The sequence below is a fragment of the Pseudomonas sp. WS 5011 genome (assembly GCF_012985775.1).
Classification (GTDB): domain Bacteria; phylum Pseudomonadota; class Gammaproteobacteria; order Pseudomonadales; family Pseudomonadaceae; genus Aquipseudomonas; species Aquipseudomonas peli.
In genome coordinates this window covers 97,616-117,775 of sequence record NZ_JAAQXA010000007.1, presented here as the reverse complement: position 1 = coordinate 117,775, position 20,160 = coordinate 97,616, and the positions used below count along the sequence as shown (strand labels likewise).

The 20,160-nt window shown below is 60.4% G+C and carries 19 protein-coding genes; 2 read left to right on the top strand and 17 right to left on the bottom strand.

The genetic code is table 11. The annotated features are described in order from the left end of the window. Positions 1-109 precede the first annotated feature (109 nt). From hslV to choX, 17 genes are all read right to left on the bottom strand, one after another. Positions 110-649: an ATP-dependent protease subunit HslV gene (hslV, locus tag HBN63_RS09995; protein ID WP_167146634.1), complete on the bottom strand. Its 540-nt coding sequence runs from the start codon at positions 647-649 to the stop codon at positions 110-112. A 141-nt stretch (positions 650-790) separates the two neighbouring features. Beyond that, the gene (locus HBN63_RS09990) at positions 791-1,474 is read right to left on the bottom strand and encodes an SPOR domain-containing protein (protein WP_170049309.1); all 684 of its coding nucleotides are present in this window, start codon (positions 1,472-1,474) and stop codon (positions 791-793) included. Further along, positions 1,475-3,214, bottom strand: coding sequence for an arginine--tRNA ligase (gene argS / locus HBN63_RS09985; RefSeq protein ID WP_170049308.1), 1,740 nt, complete (start codon positions 3,212-3,214; stop codon positions 1,475-1,477). A 213-nt stretch (positions 3,215-3,427) separates the two neighbouring features. Continuing rightward, on the bottom strand, positions 3,428-5,116 hold the full coding sequence (betA, locus tag HBN63_RS09980) for a choline dehydrogenase (RefSeq protein WP_170049307.1): 1,689 nt from the start codon (positions 5,114-5,116) through the stop codon (positions 3,428-3,430). Positions 5,117-5,212: 96 nt separating this feature from the next. Continuing rightward, entirely contained in the window at positions 5,213-6,685 is a 1,473-nt protein-coding gene (betB, locus tag HBN63_RS09975) for a betaine-aldehyde dehydrogenase (RefSeq protein ID WP_170049306.1), read from the bottom strand. A gap of 186 nt (positions 6,686-6,871) precedes the next feature. After that, complete coding sequence (betI, locus tag HBN63_RS09970; protein WP_170049305.1) at positions 6,872-7,462, bottom strand: transcriptional regulator BetI; 591 nt, start codon at positions 7,460-7,462, stop codon at positions 6,872-6,874. Positions 7,463-7,598: 136 nt separating this feature from the next. Next, entirely contained in the window at positions 7,599-8,288 is a 690-nt protein-coding gene (locus HBN63_RS09965) for an L-2-amino-thiazoline-4-carboxylic acid hydrolase (protein WP_170049304.1), read from the bottom strand. 34 nt (positions 8,289-8,322) lie between these two features. Further along, positions 8,323-8,865 (bottom strand): DinB family protein, encoded by a 543-nt coding sequence (locus HBN63_RS09960; RefSeq protein ID WP_170049303.1) that lies wholly within the window; start codon positions 8,863-8,865, stop codon positions 8,323-8,325. Positions 8,866-8,892: 27 nt separating this feature from the next. Continuing rightward, a complete protein-coding gene (locus tag HBN63_RS09955) occupies positions 8,893-9,201 on the bottom strand; it encodes an NIPSNAP family protein (protein WP_170049302.1) in 309 nt (102 codons plus the stop codon). Positions 9,202-9,249: 48 nt separating this feature from the next. Continuing rightward, positions 9,250-9,411, bottom strand: coding sequence for a DUF2986 domain-containing protein (locus HBN63_RS09950; protein ID WP_170049301.1), 162 nt, complete (start codon positions 9,409-9,411; stop codon positions 9,250-9,252). Positions 9,412-9,501: 90 nt separating this feature from the next. Next, a complete protein-coding gene (locus tag HBN63_RS09945) occupies positions 9,502-10,044 on the bottom strand; it encodes a HEPN domain-containing protein (protein ID WP_170049300.1) in 543 nt (180 codons plus the stop codon). An 85-nt stretch (positions 10,045-10,129) separates the two neighbouring features. Next, positions 10,130-10,834, bottom strand: a complete 705-nt coding sequence (locus tag HBN63_RS09940; protein ID WP_170049299.1) for a hypothetical protein — start codon at positions 10,832-10,834, stop codon at positions 10,130-10,132. 299 nt (positions 10,835-11,133) lie between these two features. Then, entirely contained in the window at positions 11,134-11,994 is an 861-nt protein-coding gene (locus tag HBN63_RS09935) for a glycine betaine ABC transporter substrate-binding protein (protein ID WP_170049298.1), read from the bottom strand. 206 nt (positions 11,995-12,200) lie between these two features. After that, positions 12,201-13,145: a choline ABC transporter substrate-binding protein gene (locus tag HBN63_RS09930; protein ID WP_090254948.1), complete on the bottom strand. Its 945-nt coding sequence runs from the start codon at positions 13,143-13,145 to the stop codon at positions 12,201-12,203. A 30-nt stretch (positions 13,146-13,175) separates the two neighbouring features. Next, positions 13,176-14,057, bottom strand: a complete 882-nt coding sequence (locus HBN63_RS09925; protein ID WP_090254950.1) for a proline/glycine betaine ABC transporter permease — start codon at positions 14,055-14,057, stop codon at positions 13,176-13,178. After that, positions 14,050-15,255 carry a glycine betaine/L-proline ABC transporter ATP-binding protein gene (locus HBN63_RS09920; RefSeq protein ID WP_090254952.1) on the bottom strand — a complete coding sequence of 402 codons (1,206 nt, stop codon included), beginning with the start codon at positions 15,253-15,255 and terminating at the stop codon, positions 14,050-14,052. Before HBN63_RS09920 ends, HBN63_RS09925 begins: the two co-directional genes overlap by 8 nt. A gap of 660 nt (positions 15,256-15,915) precedes the next feature. Then, positions 15,916-16,857, bottom strand: coding sequence for a choline ABC transporter substrate-binding protein (choX, locus tag HBN63_RS09915; protein ID WP_160089630.1), 942 nt, complete (start codon positions 16,855-16,857; stop codon positions 15,916-15,918). A gap of 318 nt (positions 16,858-17,175) precedes the next feature. Between choX and HBN63_RS09910 the strand changes: the two genes are divergently transcribed. Both HBN63_RS09910 and HBN63_RS09905 read left to right on the top strand, forming a co-directional pair. After that, positions 17,176-18,555 (top strand): L-serine ammonia-lyase, encoded by a 1,380-nt coding sequence (locus tag HBN63_RS09910; RefSeq protein WP_170049297.1) that lies wholly within the window; start codon positions 17,176-17,178, stop codon positions 18,553-18,555. Between the two features lie 413 nt (positions 18,556-18,968). Continuing rightward, positions 18,969-20,072 carry a GlxA family transcriptional regulator gene (locus tag HBN63_RS09905; protein ID WP_170049296.1) on the top strand — a complete coding sequence of 368 codons (1,104 nt, stop codon included), beginning with the start codon at positions 18,969-18,971 and terminating at the stop codon, positions 20,070-20,072. The last annotated feature ends 88 nt before the right edge of the window (positions 20,073-20,160 follow it).

Sequence of the window (20,160 nt, the reverse complement as noted above, 5' to 3'; positions counted from 1 at the left end):
TCGCGAGCGAAGGCCAGGCAAGGCGAAAGTAGGCGAGGAAGCGGAGTTTACGTCTGTAAATGAGCATTCCGAGCCTGCTTTCAACGCAGCATGGCCGAGCGCAGTAGCTTTAAACGGCCGGATCGGCGCAGTCTTCTTCTTCGATAGTCAAGGTTTGGTTGGTGAAGACACAAATGGAGCCGGCAATGTTCAGCGCGGTTTCGGTGATTTCACGGGCACTCAAATCGGTTTTCTGCAGCAGGGCCATGGCTGCGGCTTGGGCGAAACCGCCGCCGGAGCCCATGGCGATCAGGCCGTGTTCGGGCTCAACCACATCGCCGTTTCCGGTGATGATCAGCGAGGCGTCCTTGTTGGCCACGGCCAGCATGGCTTCCAGGCGGCTCAGCGAGCGGTCGGTGCGCCAGTCTTTGGCCAGCTCGACGGCGGCGCGCACCAGATGGCCCTGGTGTTTTTCCAGCTGGCCTTCAAAGCGTTCAAACAGGGTAAAGGCGTCGGCGGTGGCGCCGGCAAAACCGGCCAGCACCTGGCCGTGGTACAGGCGGCGAACTTTCTTCGCGTTGCCTTTCATCACGGTATTGCCGAGGGACACCTGGCCGTCGCCGCCCATGACGACTTTGCCGTTGCGGCGCACTGAAACGATGGTGGTCAAGGGGAGAGTCTCCACGCAGCGGGGCGAAAGTGCCCAATGCCGTATGAAGTGGGGGCAGCGGCAGCCCGCTTCAAGCCCTGTAGCGCATGCTGTCCGACAAATAGTCGTCAGGGCACGCCGCAGGGCCTGAAATCGCGCGGTTTATTGCGCCTGACGCTGCTGTAACAACAGATTGCTGAAGCCGCTGGCGGACAGGGTTTTCTGCGCCTGGCCAAGCTGTTCGCGGGTGGCGAAGGGGCCGACCAGCACGCGGTGCCAGGTTTCCTCGCGCACGGTGCCGGATTCCACCTGCACGCTTTGCCCGAGCAGGATGATCTGCGCGCGCAGGCTGTCGGCGTCGTCCTTGCGGCGGAACGAGCCAGCCTGAAGGAAGAACTGTGAGCTGACCGGGCCTTTGGCGACCACCGGCGGCGGTGGCGGCACCTGGCCGTTGAGTGCCGCTTCGGCGCGGGCGGCATCGATCTTCGCGGCTTCTTCCGGTGTGACTGGTTTCTGCTCAGGCACGGCCACCGGTTGCTCGATGGCCTGCGGCGGCAGGATCACTTCTGATTCTGGCAGCAGGGTGTAGAAGTCGTACTTGGGCTTGGCGGGCTCGCTGGTGGCAGGCTTGGCGGCTGCAGCTTTGCTGGCCTGAGTGGCGCGCTCCTGTTCGACCTTGGTGCGCTTGATCTCGTCGCGGCCCGGTTCAAGGCTGAACAGAAACACCATAAAGCCGCCGATCACCAGGCCGCAAACTAGCCAGAACCAGCCCGGCACCGGTTTTTTCGCGGGTGCCTGGTAACGGCTGGCGCCACGTTTGGCGGCGGGTTTCTTTTTCGCCGCCACTTACATGCGCTCCAGGGTTTCCAGGCCGAGCAGTTCCAAGCCCTGCTTGAGCGTGCGCGCAGTCAGTGCGGCCAGGCGCAGGCGGCTGTTGCGCAGCGCTTCGTCCTCGGTGGAGAGGATCGGGCAGTTCTCGTAGAAGCTTGAGAACAACCCGGCCAGGTCGTAGAGGTAAGCGCAGAGCAGGTGCGGCTCGCCCTTGTCGGCGACGCTGGCAAGCACTTCGGCGAACTGTGCGAGTTTGCCGGCCAGTTCGATTTCGTGAGCGGCCTGCAGGTCGAGGTTGCCGCCGATCTCGTCGAAACCCTTGCCCAGCTTGCGGAACACGCTGGCCACACGGGTGTAGGCGTACAGCAGATATGGCGCGGTGTTGCCCTCAAAGCTCAGCATCAGCTCGAAGTTGAAGCGGTAGTCGCTGGTGCGATGCTTGGACAGGTCGGCGTATTTCACTGCACCGATGCCCACCGCGCGAGCGATCTGGCGCAGTTCGGCTTCGTCCAGTTCAGGGTTCTTGCCTTTGACCAGGGCGTAGGCGCGTTCTTCGGCTTCATCGAGCAGGTCGACCAGCTTCACCGTGCCGCCATCGCGGGTCTTGAACGGGCGGCCATCGGCGCCGTTCATGGTGCCGAAGCCCATATGTTCCAGCTGCATGTTGACCGGGACGAAGCCAGCCAGGCGCGCGGCAGTGAAGACCATCTGGAAGTGCAGGGCTTGGCGTTGATCGACGAAGTACAGCGCGCGATCAGCTTTCAATACATTGGCGCGGTAGCGGGTAGCTGCCAGGTCGGTGGTGGCGTACAGGTAGCCGCCGCCGGCCTTCTGCACGATCAGCGGCAGCGGATTGCCTTCGGCGTTCTTGAACTCGTCCATAAACACGCACTGGGCGCCGTCGCTTTCGCTGAGCAGGCCCTTGGCCTTGAGGTCGGCGACCACGTTGGCCAGGTCGTCGTTGTAGGCGCTCTCGCCTTTCACGTCGGCCATGGAGAGCTTCACGCCAAGGCGGTCATACAGCGCCTGGCAGTGGCTCAGGGAAATATCGTTGAAGCGGTGCCACAGGCGCAGGCACTCGGCGTCGCCGGCCTGCAGCTGCACCACCAGCTCGCGAGCACGCTCGGCGAACTCAGGGGATTCGTCGAAGCGTTTCTTCGCCGCGCGGTAGAAGCCTTCCAGGTCAGCCAGCTCGCTTTCGGCGGCGGCCGGGTTTTCCTGCATAAAGGCCAGCAGCATGCCGAACTGGGTGCCCCAGTCGCCGACGTGGTTCTGGCGGATCACGTCGTCGCCGAGGAATTCCAGCACCCGCGCCACACCGTCACCGATGATGGTCGAGCGCAGGTGGCCGACGTGCATCTCTTTAGCCAGGTTGGGCGCCGACAGGTCGACCACCACGCGCTGCGCCGGGCCAGCCTTGCGCACGCCAAGCTTGGCGTCGGCCAGCAGGGCGTCCAGGCGCGCGGCCAGGGCCTGGGTGTTTTGATAGAAATTGAGGAAGCCCGGGCCGGCGATCTCGACCTTGCTGATCGCGGCATCGCTAGGCAGCGCGGCGATCAGTTTCTCGGCCAGGTCGCGCGGTTTCATGCCGGCCGGTTTGGCCAGCATCATGGCGATATTGCTGGCGAAGTCGCCGTGGGTCTTGTCCTTGGTGTTCTCCACCTGAATGGCCGGGCTCAGGCCTTCCGGCAGCACGCCGTCGGCAGTGAGGCGGGTCAGGGCTTGCTGGATCAGGTGGCGAATGCTGTCTTTCATGGTCTGCTCGGTCGGCCGTGGGGGCGGCGGCGCACAAAGGCGCTGGTTGAAAACTGCGCATTATCGACGCCCTTCGCCCGCAGCTTCAAGCAGCGCGTGGTTTCGCCGGGCTAAAGGCCGCCGCGATGGGCTGCAGATCACGCCGCGCTGGGCATATATAGACAAACGCCGCAGAGGCGAAACCACTGCGGCGTCTGGATGTAGCGTGAAGCGTTACGCGGAGCGCTGCGCCGTGCCGCGTATTGCCGCGTTGCCGGCGACGAAATACGGCGCGCTGCTGCGCGGCAACGGGGCGCGACCACGGATTTTGTCGGCGATCTTCTCGGCCATCATGATGGTCGGAGCATTCAGGTTGCCGGTGACGATCAGCGGCATGATCGACGCATCCACCACCCGCAGGCCTTGCACTCCGTGCACCCGGCCCTGGCCGTCGACCACTGCCATATCGTCTTCACCCATCTTGCAGGAGCACGACGGATGGTAGGCCGTTTCTGCATGTTCGCGGATAAAGGCGTCCAGTTCGGCGTCGGTTTGCAGCTCGGCGCCGGGGCTGATCTCACGCCCGCGATACGGGTCCAAGGCGGATTGCGCCATGATTTCGCGGGTGATGCGGATGCCGTCGCGGAACTCGCGCCAGTCCTGCTCGTGCGCCATGTAGTTGAAGAGGATACTCGGGTGCTGGCGCGGGTCTTTGGATTTGACCTGAATGCGTCCACGGCTCGGCGAGCGCATGGAGCCCATGTGCGCCTGGAAGCCATGTTCCTTCACCGCGTTGCTGCCGTTGTAGTTAATCGCCACCGGCAGGAAGTGGTATTGGATATTTGGCCATTCGAACTCGCTGCTTGAGCGGATAAAGCCGCCGGCCTCGAACTGGTTGCTGGCGCCGATGCCTTTGCCGAGGAACAGCCAATTGGCACCGATCATCGGCTGGTTCCACCATTGCAGCGCCGGGTACAGCGACACCGGCTGCTTGCAGGCGTATTGCAGGTACACCTCCAGGTGATCTTGCAGGTTCTGGCCGACGCCAGGCAGGTCGTGCACCAAGGGGATGTCCAGCTCGCGCAGCAGCGCCGCCGGGCCGACGCCGGAGCGTTGCAGCACCTGCGGCGAGGCAATCGCGCCGCCACACAGCAGCACTTCGCGGCGCGCGTTGACGGTGATCGGTGTGTCGTTATCGCCCTGCAGATATGCCACGCCGCTGGCGCGTTTGCCGCTGAACAGAATGCGGTCGGTCAGGGCGTGAGTAACGATGGTCAGGTTTGGCCGCTCACGGGCCTGATCGAGGTAACCACGCGCGGTGCTGGAACGGCGGCCCTTGGGCGTGACGGTACGGTCCATCGGGCCGAAGCCTTCCTGCTGGTAACCGTTGAGGTCGTCGGTGCGCGGGTAACCGGCCTGCACGCCGGCTTCGATCATGGCGTGGAACAGCGGGTTATTGCCGTTCTTCGGCGTCGTCACGCTCACCGGGCCCTCGCCGCCGTGGTAGGCATTGGCGCCGATGTCGCGGGTTTCCGCCTTGCGGAAATACGGCAGGCAATCCAGATAGCTCCAGTCTTCCAGGCCTTTTTCCTCGGCCCAGCCGTCATAATCCATGGCGTTGCCGCGGATGTAGCACATGCCGTTGATCAGGGACGAGCCGCCCAGGCCCTTGCCGCGCCCGCACTCCATGCGGCGGTTGTTCATGTGCGGTTCGGGTTCGGTCAGGTAGGCCCAGTTGTAGCGCCGACCTTGCAGCGGGAAGGCCAGGGCGGCGGGCATCTGGGTGCGGAAATCCAGGCGGTAATCCGGGCCGCCGGCTTCCAGCAGCAGCACGCTGACGTCGGCGTCTTCAGTCAGGCGGGTGGCCAGCACGTTACCGGCCGAGCCGGCGCCGATGATGATGTAGTCGAATTCCTGGGGCATAAAAGCTCCTGTAGCCCGGATGCACTCCGGGGAAAACGCGGTGACTGTTCCCGGATTGCATCCGGGCTACGGGGCGGTGATCAATCCGTGGGCGGGTCAGAACACCGAGGTGTAACCGCCCAGCTCAACCTGTACCGATTTGATCCGCGTGTAGTGCGCCAGGGTGGTCAGGCCGTTTTCGCGGCCGACGCCGGATTGCTTGTAGCCACCCACCGGCATTTCCGCCGGCGACTCGCCCCAGGTGTTGATCCAGCAGATGCCGGCTTCCAGCTTGTGGATCACTCGGTGTGCGCGGTTCAGGTCGCGGGTTACCACGCCGGCGGCCAGGCCGTACTCGGTGGCGTTGGCGCGGCGGATCACTTCGTCTTCAGTGTCGTAAACCAGAATGCTCATCACCGGGCCGAAGATTTCCTCACGGACGATGGTCATGCCGTCATTGCAGTCGGTGAACACCGTCGGCGCGACATAGGCGCCTTTGGCGTAGTCGCCCACGGTGACGCGATTGCCGCCGATCAGCAGGCGCGCGCCTTCGCTGCGGCCTTTTTCGATATAGCCGAGCACGCTGTCCATATGCGCCGCGCTGACCAGCGGGCCGAAGTTGGTGGCGTCATTCAGCGGATCGCCGAGGCGGATGCGTTTGACCCGCTCAACCACCTTGGCCTCGAAGCGCGCCTGCAGCATGCGCGGCACGAATACGCGGGTGCCGTTGGTGCAGACCTGGCCGGAGCTGTAGAAGTTGGCCATCACCGCAATGTCGGCAGCGCGGTCGAGGTCGGCGTCTTCGAAGATGATCAGTGGCGACTTGCCGCCCAGCTCCATGGTTACTTCCTTGAGCGACGAGCTGGAAGCGCTGGCCATAACCTTCTTGCCGGTGACGGTGCCGCCGGTAAAGGAAATCTTCTCGATGCCCGGGTGTTCGGTCAGCCACTGGCCGACTTCACGGCCGCTACCAGTGAGCACGTTGAACACGCCATCCGGCACACCGGCGGCGCTGTAGATCTCGGCCAGTTTCAGTGCGCTTAAGGATGTCACTTCGCTCGGTTTGAAGATCATCGCGTTGCCGGCGGCCAGGGCCGGGGCGGATTTCCACAGAGCAATCTGGATCGGGTAGTTCCACGCGCCAATGCCGGCGACCACGCCCAGCGGTTCGCGGCGGGTGTAGACGAAACTGGTTTCGCGCAGCGGGATCTGTTCGCCTTCGATGGCTGGAATCAACCCAGCGTAGTACTCCAGCACGTCGGCGCCGGTGACGATATCGACGTAGCGGGTTTCGCTCAAAGGCTTGCCGGTGTCGAGGGTTTCCAGCTCGGCCAGTTCATCGTTGCGCTCGCGCAGAATGTCGACGACCTTGCGCAGGATGCGCGAACGCTGCATGGCGGTCATTGCCGCCCACACCTTTTGCCCTGCAGTGGCGCTGGCCACGGCCAGTTCCACATCGGCCTGGCTGGCGCGCTGCACGCGGGCCAGAATTTCGCCGGTGGCGGGGTTGATGCTGTCGAAGGTCTCGCCGCTGCTGGCCGTTACATAACGGCCGCCAATAAAGAGCTGCTGTTCATCGAAGCGGGGCATGGCGCGTTCCTCGTGTGCGGTGGTCGACGCGAGCCGCCTGGCGCAGGTCGTCGGTGTAGGCAATATAGACGCAAGGCTAAATTATCTTAATTGAACGATCAATCAATAAAAACGACAGGGCACAGCCAAACGCGACACGCAGGGCGTGTCGGCGGTGGTATTGGGGTTGTTTAAAAGAGGGGGCGGCTATTGCGCCTTGAGCAGTTGCAGATCGAGGTATTCGTAGGCGATCTCAATCGCCTGGCGGGTGTCGAAGCCCTCGCCGGACAGCGCTCCGCGCAGCCACAAACCATCGATCAATGCCGCCAGACCACGGGCAGCGGTGCGCGCCTGCTCTTGCGGCAATACTCGGCTGAATTGCCCACACAGGTTGGAATACAAACGGTGATCGTTGACCCGCTGCAAACGCCGCAGCGCCGGCTGGTGCATGCTGGTGGCCCAGAACGCCAGCCAGGTTTTCATCGCCGGGCCGTTGACCTGGCTGTCATCGAAGTTGCCTTCAATCATCGCCCGCAGGTGCTCGCGCGGCTGGTCCGGCGGCAGGCTGGCGCGACGTTCACGCACGGCATCGCTGAGCGCCTGCATCAGGTGGCGCATGGTGGCGTCGAGCAAGCCGTTCTTGTCGCGGAAGTAGTGGCTGATGATGCCGTTGGAGACCCCGGCGATCCGAGCGATATAGGCGATGCTGGCATCGCTCATGCCGACCTGATCAACCGCTTCAAGGGTCGCCGCGATCAATTGCGAGCGGCGGATTGGTTGCATTCCAACCTTGGGCATCGGCTTCTCCGTCGATAGGGGGCGTCCCCGGAATGCGCGCAGTCTAGGCCGGTTATTGTTGAACGATCAATCAAACATGGCGTTCCAGGGATGACCTGTCGGTCAGGGGCATGCCGTTGCGCGAGGGCCGGAGGCGCTAGTTTCCAGGCTGATCGGCGGCGGTTTTATCGACGCCCGCGCCTTCGCGAGCAATCAGCTGCGCCGGCGGCACGCTAAAGCGAAAATCGCAATACGCCGCGCCGCCTGCAAGGGTTTGCGTGCGCTGCAGCGTCACGCCCCAATCGCTGGCCATGCGGTAATCCAGGCTGCACGCGGCAAAGTGGGTCAGCTCCGGCGCACCCTGGTCGCGTAAGTAGTTGGCCAGCGGGCACACATGAACATCAAAGGCCACGCCAGCGGCGGCAGGCAGATTTGTGCGGCGGAAAGGGCGGGTAAACACCAGGTTGAACAGCGCATCGAGCAGCCACTGGATACGCGCCTGCAAGCGGCCGCTGCGCAGGCGCGACAGCTTGAAGGCCAGGGCGCTGGCTGGGGCGAAGATCTGCCAGTTGATCTGCTCGATCCACTCGCCAGCCTGCCGCTGGCCAATGCCTTGCTCCTGCAAGGCGCGGTACAGCGCGTAATCCCACTGCATATAACGCAGCAGCAGATTCACCCCAGGCGAATGGCGCACGCGCGTGCGTTGCAATTCATTTTGTATTTCCAGGGTTCTGGCCCATACCGCTGCCGCCGTGGCCGCGGGCAAACACGCACCCAGCTGCGCCTGCGCTGCTCGGCGAAAGGCAATACGCGGGAGATAAATCAGCAGCAGGGCAAGTGGCTTCATCGGCTGTCTTGGCTCTGTCGGGGTGTTGAGCACATTAGCGCAGCTCAACGTCGGCAATCAGCGCCAGTAAATCGGTCACGCCGATATCCTGACCGGCCTGGTGCAGCAAAGTGCTGGCCTGACCGCGATGGTGGGTTTGATGATTGAAGAAATGCAGCATCAGGCTCGCGTACGGGCGCTGCGCCGGCACGCCCTTCATATTGCCGTAGGCCAGCACATGCTCCAAGTCCGGCTCGGTCAGCGCTGCCACCCAGTCGCTGATATGCCCATCCAGCCGGCTGCGTAAAGCATGCAGCGGGGCGAAGGTATCGAATAACAGCTGATCCAGCGCCGCTGGCCGTTGCATATCGCTGATCGCCGCACACAGCTCAGCGCACGCCGGGTGCTCGGCAAAGCGCTTGAGCCAGATGATATCGCCCACTGCAATATGGTTGAGCGTGGCGAGGATGGACGGGAAAAACGCCCCGCGATCCTCGCTCAGCGCCTGCGGCGAAAGCTGACTGGCAGCCACGTAGAGCTTGTCATTCATCCACGCGTTATAGCGGGCCATCAACTGGTAGTGGGCGAGCTGGGACATACGCTTAACTCGGCAATTAAGGATCCGTCAGGCATCAAATACCGGACGGAAGAAGGTGCGCTCGTAGCTGATGATGCACTGAGTCTCTTCCGCATATTTAAAGGCCGCCAGGCACTCGGCGTCGGCAAAGGATTTCAGCCGATACTGCTCATACTCCGCCAGGCTGGGGAAGCTGAACATCGCCAGGCCGATATTGTTGGCACCTTCCGAGGGCAGAAAGTAACCGTGATGCGTACCGCCAAACTTCCCCACCAGGGCAATCCACAGCTTGCCGTAATGCTCGAATTCCTTGAGTTTGCGTGGGTCGAGCACATAGCGGATATGGCAGGTGATCATGGTGCTTCCTTAAATGTACTAACGGCTGGCTGGGGCGATAAAGCGCGCTTAGCTCTCGGGGGTAATAGTTGAATCCGGGTTGGCTTCTTCGGACAGTTTTAAGCGGTCGGCTTTGCTGATATAGGTATCTTTCTTTTTGGGTGCCAATTTGGCATTGGTCTTTTTAGCGTGAGCTTCTAGTAGCTGTTTTATTTTCTTGCGGCGGTTCATTTTTAGCTCGGTTCAGGTTTAAGGGCGAGGCTGATGACTCGTTTGAGTGATCAGTCGGGGGCTTAAATTGTGGTCTTTTTCCTATTGTTATTAGAGATTGCACTCCAGGTAAGCGTCAGTGGCTTTTACTAGATCTTTGATAAAGCGAATTACCTTTTCCAGCTCATCGCGCTTAATAAGTTGTGCCGTAGGTGCGCCATTATTTATTGGCTTGGATCGATGCACGGCGTCGCCGCGTTTTGAAATCCATTGATTAAGTGATGTTCTTGCTCTTTCTGGGTCATGATTTGCCCAATTCCAGCCTTGAGTAACATCAAGATCAAGATAGTCTGTAAATATTTTCTTTGTTTTGTCAGATGTCGGGTTATGAAATTGCTTTAGCTCAATTTGTAACTTTTTAATGATGAAATTTCCGACATAGCTACCGGAGACCGCAGCAAGGCGCTTTTGCACACCTTCGGTCACTCGGTCTTCCACGTATGTTTCCCATGCTGTCAGTGCCATAACCAAACCGGCCCGTTTGAGCACCTCAGCGTTTGCTGGAGGAGGATTAGTATTAATTGAGTCGAAATGAGCAAGAAGCTCTTCCGCGTCTCTTATTCCATACTCGAATGAGGTTTTGGCAAGGGACATCTTGTGATCTCTAAATTTTGGTTAAGGAGCCGGCTTTAACGGGTCCCGAGCGAGCGACTTGAACTACTTGTTAGGGCTTGGTGCTTCATAGCTCTATGATTCTTACATTTCTTTTTTCTTTTTTTGAGTCGCGCCAAACCTCTATTCGGAACTGTTGGCCAATAGGTTGTTCTGGCTTAGGTCGAGGTGTGGCTGGCTGGCGTTTATTGCTGATGGTTTGTATTAGCGCTTCGCTCTCGAAAGTGTAGAGGGGGAGTTTCAGTTGCGTTGCTAGCAAAGGAGTACTTTCAAGTGAATTTCTCATCTCCTCCATGAATTCTGGTGCGGACTTGGCTTCGTCGCCAAACATGATTTCAGCCTTAAGCATCGCTTGTTCGGGAGTTATTTTTCCCTGCTGAACTTTGTAAAACAGACGCTGTAGCTCGCCAAGGGAGCCAGTATGCTTTTTTACTTTCGGCTTAACATTGCTCGATGAGAATGGGCTGGTTGCATGAGTGGCTAAAAAGTCACCTACTGAGCTTATTTGCCTCTGTATCGTTTGAAGCCCCGATACGAAGGAGCCATATTGGCCTATGCCCATATATAGAGCGTAAAGCGCTGCTGCGATTTTAGCTCCACCCTTTATTGAGCCCTCTTCAACCTCTAGTGCCAGTGCATAATCTGGTATTTTTAATACTTGCTCGACATATGCCTCCCACTCGTCGAACAAATTGGTCGAATATTTTTCGAACTCATGCCGTGGCAGACTCGGTACGTCAATGTAGAAATCTGTAGCTCCGAGATCGATCATATTTCATCCATGTTCTGTGTTGGCAGCCCTAACTATTAATTATGCGACATGCCAATGTCTCGTTTATCTGTCGTATAACGTCGACTTACCTGTTGCGGCCTATTTTTATCCTTCGCCGTATGTCGCAAATCAGCAAAATTAGGCGAGGGTTAGGCTACAGCCTAGCCACTACTCGGCCACCATGTTCCCAACCCTATCCAGCCCCTCAACCCTCTGTCTAGAACATTCTCTCTTTGTCATTTCGCAGGCATAAAAAAGCGGGCCGTAGCCCGCTTTATATACAGAGGTGCAGCCTTGGCTTACTTAAGCCACTCGGCGACGCGTTCTGGGTTTTTGCTGATCCAGTCTTTGGCGGCGTCTTCCGGTTTGGCGCCGTCGCGGATGGCGAGCATCACGGCGCCGACTTCTTCACCGCTCCAGGAGAACTTCTTCAGGAAGGCAGCGGCTTCTGGGGCTTTGCTGTTGATGCTGGGGTTGGCGACGGTGTCGACGTGTTCGTCATCGCCGAAGACTTTTTTCGGGTCTTCGAGGAAGCGCAGGTTCCATTTGGCGAACATCCAGTGTGGGATCCAGCCGGTGACGACAATGGCTTTCTTATCTTTTTCGGCACGGGTCAGGGCGGTGGCCATGCCTGGGCCGGAGCTTGGCATCAGTTTGATGTCGGTGAGGGCGTATTGCTTGATCGCGTCTTCGGCGCGGCGCATGACGCCGGCGCCGGCGTCGATGCCGGTGATTTTGCCGTCGAAGTCTTTGGCGTAGGTTTGCAGGTCGGCGATGGTTTTGGCTTGTACATAGTCCGGCACGATCAGGCCAATTTTGGCGCCAGCGTAGTTGGTGCCGAGCACTTCGACCTTGTCTTTGAGTTTTGCAAAGTATTCGCCGTGGGTGGCAGGCAGCCAGGCGGAGAGGGTGGCGTCGAGGTCACCACGGGCTACGCCCTGCCACATGATGGCGGGTTCTACAGGCTTCAGCTCGACGGTGTAACCGAGTTTGCTCTGGAGGATTTCACCCGCTACGTGGGTGGCGGCGACACTGTCGTCCCAGCCGTTTACGTAGCCGATTTTCAGGGTGGCTTTGTCCGCCGCCATGGCGCTGCTCATGCCGAGGGCCAGGGCGGCGACGCCGAGGCTTTGCAGGCAGAGGTTTTTCAGGTTTCGCATAGGGTGTGCTCCGTCAGTGAGAGTGGCAGTTCAGTGAGTTACTGGCGCGTTCTTCTTGCGGGCCTAGCTGGGTCGTACGGTGCTGCGTGTTAAATCCGGGGTGCAGCAAACCCGGCGATGGCCATGTGGCCTCGCGGGTGTGGTGCTGATTCAGGCGCTTGAACTAACCGCGCCGCCCGCAGGTAAAGGAGGCGGCGCGTTGTGGCTTACAGGCCGAGGTGTTTTTTCACCGCTGCAACGCCGTCCTGGCCGTCGTAGGTGGTAACGCCGGCCAGCCACTGGTCGAGGATCGCTGGGTTGGCTTTGATCCACTCTTTGGCGACTTCGGTCGGGTTCTGTTTATCCAGGACCTTTTCCATCAGCTGGCTTTCGATTTCCACGGTGAACTGCAGGTTGTTCAGCAGTTTGCCGACGTTGGCGCAGCGTGCTTCGTAATCTGGCGGCACGACGGTGTAGACCTTGGCGGCGCCGAAGTCGGGGCCGAACACGTCATCACCGCCTTCCAGGTAGGTGATGTCGAACTGGGTGTTCATCGGGTGCGGTGCCCAGCCGAGGAACACGGCGGGTTCATTCTTTTTCACTGCGCGTTGCAGCTGAACCAGCATGCCGGCTTCGCTGGACTCGACCATTTTGAATTCGCCGAGGCCGAACTGGTTGCTCTTGATCATGCCGTCGATCAGCAGGTTGCCGTCGTTGCCGGGCTCGATGCCGAAGATCTTGCCGCCCAGCTGGTCCTTGAACTTGGCGATGTCGGCAAAGCTTTTCAGCCCGGCTTCAGCGGCGTAGGTCGGGACGGCGAGGGTGTATTTGGCGCCTTCGAGGTTGGCTTTGGGCAGTACTTTGACGCCGCCATCCTTGGTGAAGGGCTCGATCACGGCGTCCATCGAGGGCGCCCAGTAACCGAGGAATACGTCGATCTGGCCTTTCTGCACGCCGGTAAAGGCGATGGGTACGGAGGCCATGATTTTGCGCGTCTGGTAGCCCAGGCCTTCGCTGAGGGTCATGGCCACGCCAGTGGTGGCGGCGATGTCGGCCCAGCCGATTTCGGCGAAGCGCACCATTTTGCAACTCTCCGGCTCTTGCGCCCATGCGCTTTGCAGCATGGCCACGGAGAGCAGGCCGACACCTGCGAGCTGTTTAATCGTCTTCATCTGCGATTCCCTGTGATGGTTAAATTTAGATTACTGGCGTTGAAGCTTGCCGCTGAACCAACTGAACAGACTGCTGCGCTTGGCGGTTTGTGGGGTGCCGAAGCTTTCGGTGATGCGGTCGAGAATGATCGCCAGCAACACCACGGCCATGCCGCTTTCGAAACCAAGGCCGATGTCCAGGCGCTGAATACTCGCCAGTACGTCGTTACCCAGGCCGCCGGCGCCGACCATCGAGGCAATGATCACCATCGACAGGGCCATCATGATGGTCTGGTTGACCCCGGCCATGATCGACGGCATGGCGTTGGGCAGCTGGACCTTGAACAGTAGCTGACGCGGCGTGCAGCCGAAGGATTGGCCGGCTTCGATGATCTCTTTATTCACCTGGCGGATGCCGAGGTTGGTCAGGCGTACCGCCGGGGGCATGGCGAAGATCACCGTGGCGATGATCCCCGGCACACGGCCGAGTCCGAAGAGCATGGCGGCGGGAATCAGGTAAACGAACGCCGGCATGGTCTGCATAAAGTCGAGAATCGGCCGGATGATGGTCGCCACCCGCTCGCTGCGCGCGGCCCAGATGCCCAGCGGGATGCCGAGTAGCAGGCTGATCAGCGTGGCGGAGAAGGTCAGGCCGAGGGTTACCACGGTCTGTTCCCAGAAGCCGGTGAGTACGATCAGTACGAAGGAGATGGCGGTGAAGATGGCGAACTTGTAGCCGATGCGCCACAGGCCCAGTCCGATAAAGATGGCAATCAGCAGCCAGGCCGGTGGCAGCATCAGCAGCCATTCGATGCCTTCGGAGAAGCCATTGACCACGGCGCCGATGCTGTCGAAACCATCGCTGTAGTTGTCCAGCAGGTGCTGCACCACGTCGTTGACCCAGCTGCCCAGGTCGAGCTGTTTCTCACTCATGGGACTCTCCCTGCAGGCGGGTCAACAGGCGACCTTTACTGATGGCGCCGCTGTAGTGGCCGTGCGCATCAATCACCGGGATAGGCCCTTCGTTGTCCACCAGGCGTTCAATCACCTGATCCAGCGGGGTGCCTTCGGAAACGGGGTTGATATGCTTGAGTACATTCGCGTCAAGGCTGCATGTCGCGCCGCCTTCCACGAGTAGGGCGATTTTTTCCAGGCTGATAGAGCCCTGGAAGTTGTTCTGCTCGTCGACGACAAAGGCGTAGTGCTTGTCCAGCGCCTGCAGCTCCTGGCAGACCTTCTGCGCATCCGGCGCTTTGCCGTTGTGCACGTAGATCGGCACGCTGTTGGCCATCAGCTGGCCGGCGGTGAGGTAGCGGTTGGTGTCGACGGTATTGAAGAAGTTGCGCACGTAATCGTTGGCGGGGTTGTCGATCAGCTCCTGCGGGGTGCCAACCTGAACCAGTTTGCCGCCTTCCATGATGCCGATGCGGGTGCCGATGCGCATAGCTTCTTCGATGTCGTGGGAGACGAAGATGATGGTGCGGCGGTCGGTCTTTTGCAGCTCCAGCAGTACGTCTTGCATCTCACGGCGCTTGAGCGGGTCGAGGGCAGAAAACGCCTCGTCCATGATGATCATTGACGGGTCAACCGCCAGGGCGCGGGCCAGGCCGACGCGCTGTTGCATGCCGCCGGACAGCTCATGCGGCATCTTGTGCGCAAAGGTGTCCAGGCCAACCTGCTTGAGTACTTGCATGGCGCGCTCTTCGCGCACCTTCTTGCTCTTGCCGGCCACTTCCAGGCCGAACGCGGCGTTGTCCAGCACACTGCGTGAAGGCATCAGGGCGAAGGACTGGAAGACCATGCTCATGTCGCGGCGGCGCAGATCAATAAGCTCCGCCTTGGGCATTTTGGCGACGTTCTGACCGTCGATATAGACGTTACCGCCGCTGGGTTCAACCAGGCGATTGATCAGGCGAATCAGGGTGGATTTGCCGGAGCCGGAGAGGCCCATCAGCACGAAAATTTCACCTTCCTCGACGCTGAAGGACACGTCGCTGACGCCGATTACGGCGCCTTTCTCCGCAAGAATTCGTTCCTTGCTCCAGCCCTGTTTGAGCAGGTCAATGGCTTCTTGTGGCTCTGCGCCGAACACCTTGTAGAGGTTTTCGACGACGATTTTTCCAGACTGCATGGGATGATTCCCCTTCAGTAGACATCCAGATCAGTGCTGCGGAACCGCGCCTACGCCAGCTGGCGTACGTACGGTGATGCCGACTGTTCTTGCCTGTGTGGGTTTACTGGGTTCCGGGGTCGGGGCCGTGCCTTGCCGCGCAACACATTCAGGGTGCTCAGGCACAACCGCTGCAACGCTCCGGTTGCCTTGTGGGCAATGGACGCTATAGGGGCGTACTGTTGAGTCAACCTTTGCTGTGCCGTGCTGCAAACCGCGTTCCAAACCCTCTGGCAGTGTTACGAAGTCCCATCCTTGGGTTTTACACACCTCGACCCGAGGCGCGCGTACATCCGAAATTTCTTGTTGGGCTGGCACCCATCACGTGGTGAGCCAGCACTTATATATTCTTCGGTCCGGGGCTGTGGGCTCCCGGTCTGTCGACCCTGCTAAGGCGACAGCGACGAAATCGGCTGACTCAACGATATAGTCTTCGGCCTGTCGCAATTGTCGGTTTGCGACTCTGACGTGTTGCGCGGCGACAGACGCTTTAAAAACCATAACAGACTTTTTTGTTCCGTTGCCAAGGCTGCAAGCCACAGCGGCCGTGGTTTGCAGCGTTTCAAATGGCCACAGGCACTATGTGCTGGGGGCTGCGCGCTGTTCGGAAAAAATGACAAATTAATTTCCACTGGCGAGGTTTTCGGCGGTTTTTATTGATTGACCGTTCAATCGTGTGACGCCTTCCAGCCAGCTCGCCCGCGTCTGCGGATTGGCCTTCAACCAGGCTTTGGCCTCGCGTCGCGGGTTGGTGTTTTTGTTGAGGATGGCGCCCATCAGGTAGCTTTCCATCTCCAGGCTGAAGCGCAGATTTTTCAGCAGCTGGGTGACATTCGGGCACTGCTCGGCCAGGCCTGCGCGCACGTTGGTGTACACCGTGGCGCCGCCGTAGTTGGGGCCGAAGAACTCATCACCGCCGTCCAGGTAATGCATCTGCAGCTGGTTGTTCATCGGGTGTGGCGCCCAGCCGAGAAATACCACCCACTGTTTGAGGTGCTCGGCGCGTTTGACCTGGGCCAGCATGCCGTTCTCGCTGGACTCCACCAGGCTGAAACCGGCCAGGCCGAAGGCGTTCTTGTCGATCATTGACTGGATCAGCTTGTTGCCGTCGTTGCCCGGTTCGATTCCGTAGAGTTTGCCGCCCAGTTCTTTACTGAAGCGCGCGAGATCGGCGAAGTTTTTCACGCCGCCGTCATACGCCGCCTGGTTCACCGCCAGGGTGTATTTGGCACCGATGAGGTTGGCGCCGAGGGTCTTTACCGAGCCGTTAGCGGCGTAGGGTTTGATGTCGTTTTCCATGCTCGGCATCCAGTTGCCGAGGAACACGTCGATCTTGCCGTCCTGCATGGCTTTGTAGGTGTCGGGCACGGACAGGCGTTTGACCTGGGTGCGGTAGCCCAGCTCGCTGAATACCTGCCGCGTGACGGCGGTGGTCACGGTGATGTCAGTCCAACCGACATCGGCAAAGCGAATCAGCCCGCATTGCGCCGGCTCTGCGGCCTGGGCCAACAGCGGGGTGGTGCATAAGGTGGCGGCCAGCAGCCAGCGTGTATTGCGTGTCATCAAGCCTCTCCCGGTTGCAGTGACAGGGCGCGCGTACAAGTGCGCAGTCGGGCCACGGGTGGCAGGCGAATGCAGCTGGCCGGTACATGGGCGCGGCGATCATGCCGACAGATTTCCTTCGCTGCCTATGCGTGAAGTCGCAAGTAGAACGCTGCTGTCGTGAATTGCTGCAGCGGCGCTTGAAACTGCGCGCTGTCGCACACGTCGCGTTCGTTTGCGGCGCTGACGGATTTAGATATGGGCGGGTCGGTGTGGAGCGGCGGTGGCGTGGGGAAATCCTGATCATGCCTGCATGTAGCAATCGTGCAGGAGAGTGGTGTGGCTATCAGCGTGTTTGACCTGTTCAAGATCGGCATTGGGCCGTCCAGTTCGCATACCGTCGGACCGATGCGTGCGGCGGCGCTGTTCAGCGGCGCATTGGCCGAGCGGCGTTTGCTGGAACGTACAGCGCGGTTGCAGGTGCGTCTGTACGGTTCGCTATCGGCCACCGGTGTTGGTCACGGCAGCGACCGTGCGGTGATCATGGGGCTGATGGGCGAATGGCCGGATGAGGTTGACCCGAGCAGCATCGAACCGCGTATCGCGCAGCTGCTGGCCAGCGGGCAGTTGCCGCTCGGTGGGCGGGTCAGCATCGGCTTCGACTGGTCGCGCGACATGCTGCTGCTGGAAGAAAACCTGCCGTATCACCCTAACGCCATGACCCTCAGCGCCTTTGCCGCCGATGGCAGCCTGCTGCACGAAAACACTTATTACTCGGTGGGCGGCGGTTTTGTCGTGGACGCCGAGCAGGCCGCCAGCGGTCAGCTGGATCAGGATCACACGCAGCTGCCGTATGACTTCAATAGCGCGGAGGAGCTGCTGCGCCTGTGCAAGGCCCATGGCCTGCGGGTTTCCGAGCTGATGATGGCCAACGAGAAAGCCTGGCGCAGTGAGGCTGAAATCCGCAGCGGCCTGATGCGTCTGTGGCAGGCCATGCGCGATTGTGTCGAGCAAGGCTTGCAGCACGAGGGCACCTTACCTGGCGGGCTGAATGTGAAGCGCCGCGCCGCCAAGCTGCACCGCAGCCTGCAGGAAATGAGCAAGCCCAACGTGATCGGCTCGACCCTCAGTGGCATGGAGTGGGTCAACCTGTTCGCCCTGGCGGTGAATGAGGAAAACGCTGCCGGCGGGCGCATGGTCACAGCGCCGACCAATGGTGCGGCGGGAATCATCCCGGCTGTGCTGCATTACTACGTGCGCTTCAGTCCGTCGGTGACCGAGGCCAATGTGGTGGATTACCTGCTGGCTGCTGCCGCCATCGGCATCCTGTGCAAGAAGAACGCGTCGATTTCCGGCGCTGAGGTCGGTTGTCAGGGCGAGGTCGGTTCGGCCTGCGCCATGGCCGCGGCAGGGCTGGCAGAGATTCTCGGGGCTACCCCTGGGCAGGTGGAAAACGCCGCCGAAATCGGCCTGGAACACAACCTAGGTCTGACCTGTGACCCGGTCGGTGGCCTGGTGCAGGTGCCGTGCATCGAGCGCAACGCGATTGCGGCAGTGAAGGCGATCAACGCGGCGCAGATGGCCCTGCGTGGCGACGGCGAGCACTTTATCTCACTGGACCGGGTGATCCGCACCATGCGCGACACCGGCGCCGATATGCATGACAAGTACAAGGAAACCTCGCGCGGCGGGTTGGCCGTTAGCGCTGTTGAATGCTGAGGCGCACGTTTAGGTCGCTGCGCACATTTGTGGTGCGTGGCTGTTTGGTGCAGCGGAAAAGGGCAGCGCAACGCTGCTGAATACGGCCTGACCGTTGGTCCGTTACCGCGCCGTTTTTACCCTGCGTAGCGGGGTGACAAAGCACCTGCCTGACAGTGCTACCGAAATGCTCAAGTGCCCGCCGAACGGGCGTTTGCGGTCGTAATCAGAATGCTTCTGTCGCTCCTGCCAACGCCTAGTGGCACTAGCGTTGAGCTGGCTATTTATTTTTAGTTGAACGCCCAATCAATTTAGGCACGGCCTTTGCGTTGTGCTGGTAGTCGATCTGGCGTTGTGCAGTCCCAGAACCATAAAAAGAGCCGCCGCATAGAGGGGCTCACTACCGTGCTTTGCTTCGCGTGAGGGTTTACCTGATGTCACAGTTCACTCAAGGGGCACAACCCCAGAGCCGTGCGCCGCAGTCCATCGGCTTTCTCCTGCTCGACAACTTCACCCTGATTTCCCTGGCGTCTGCCGTTGAGCCGCTGCGTATGGCCAACCAATTGTCCGGCAAGGAGTTGTACCGCTGGCACACCCTCAGCCAGAGCGGCCTGCCGGTCAGTGCCAGTGATGGCCTGCAGATCACCCCGGACGCCAGCCTGGTGACGGCGCCGCGTTTGGATGCGGTGATCGTCTGCGGCGGCGTGGACATTCAGCACAGCGTCACCCGCGAGCACGTGCAGTGGCTGCAAAGCCAGGCGCGCCATGGCGCGCAACTGGGCGCGGTATGTACTGGCAGCTGGGCGCTGGCCAAGGCCGGGTTGCTCGATGGTTTCGATTGCAGCGTGCACTGGGAGTGCCTGGCCTCAATGCAGGAAGCCTTCCCTCGTGCGGGCGTGAGTACTCGCCTGTTCTCGATTGATCGCAACCGCCACACCAGCTCCGGCGGCACTGCGCCGATGGACATGATGCTGCACGTGATTGGCCGCGAGCATGGCCGCGAACTGGCGGCGGCGATTTCCGAGATGTTTATCTACGAACGCATCCGCAACGAGCAGGACCACCAGCGCGTGCCGCTCAAGCATATGCTTGGCACCAACCAGCCGAAGCTGCAGGAAATCGTCGCGCTGATGGAAGCCAACCTGGAAGAGCCGATCGACCTTGATCAACTGGCGCTGTATGTCGACGTGTCGCGCCGTCAGCTGGAGCGCCTGTTCCAGAAGTACCTGCACTGCTCGCCGTCGCGTTACTACCTCAAGCTGCGCCTGATTCGCGCGCGTCAGCTGCTCAAGCAGACCAGCATGTCGATTATCGAAGTGGCCTCGGTCTGCGGTTTTGTCTCCACGCCGCACTTCTCCAAGTGCTACCGCGAATACTTCGGCATCCCGCCACGCGACGAACGCGCCGGCCAGCAGAACGGCCATGTGGTAGCGCTGCTGCCAATGCCGGAAGACCTGATGCGCCCATCACCATCCTCGGCCATGGCCGCGTTGACGCGGGCGCAGGGGGAGTCGACCTTCGCCAGTGTCAGGCTTTAAGTGATCGGTAGGAGGCGCTTAGCGGCGAGCTGTTAACCGCTCGTCGCGGCTACGATTGCATGGATGCAGGAGATAGAGCGGAGCAGGG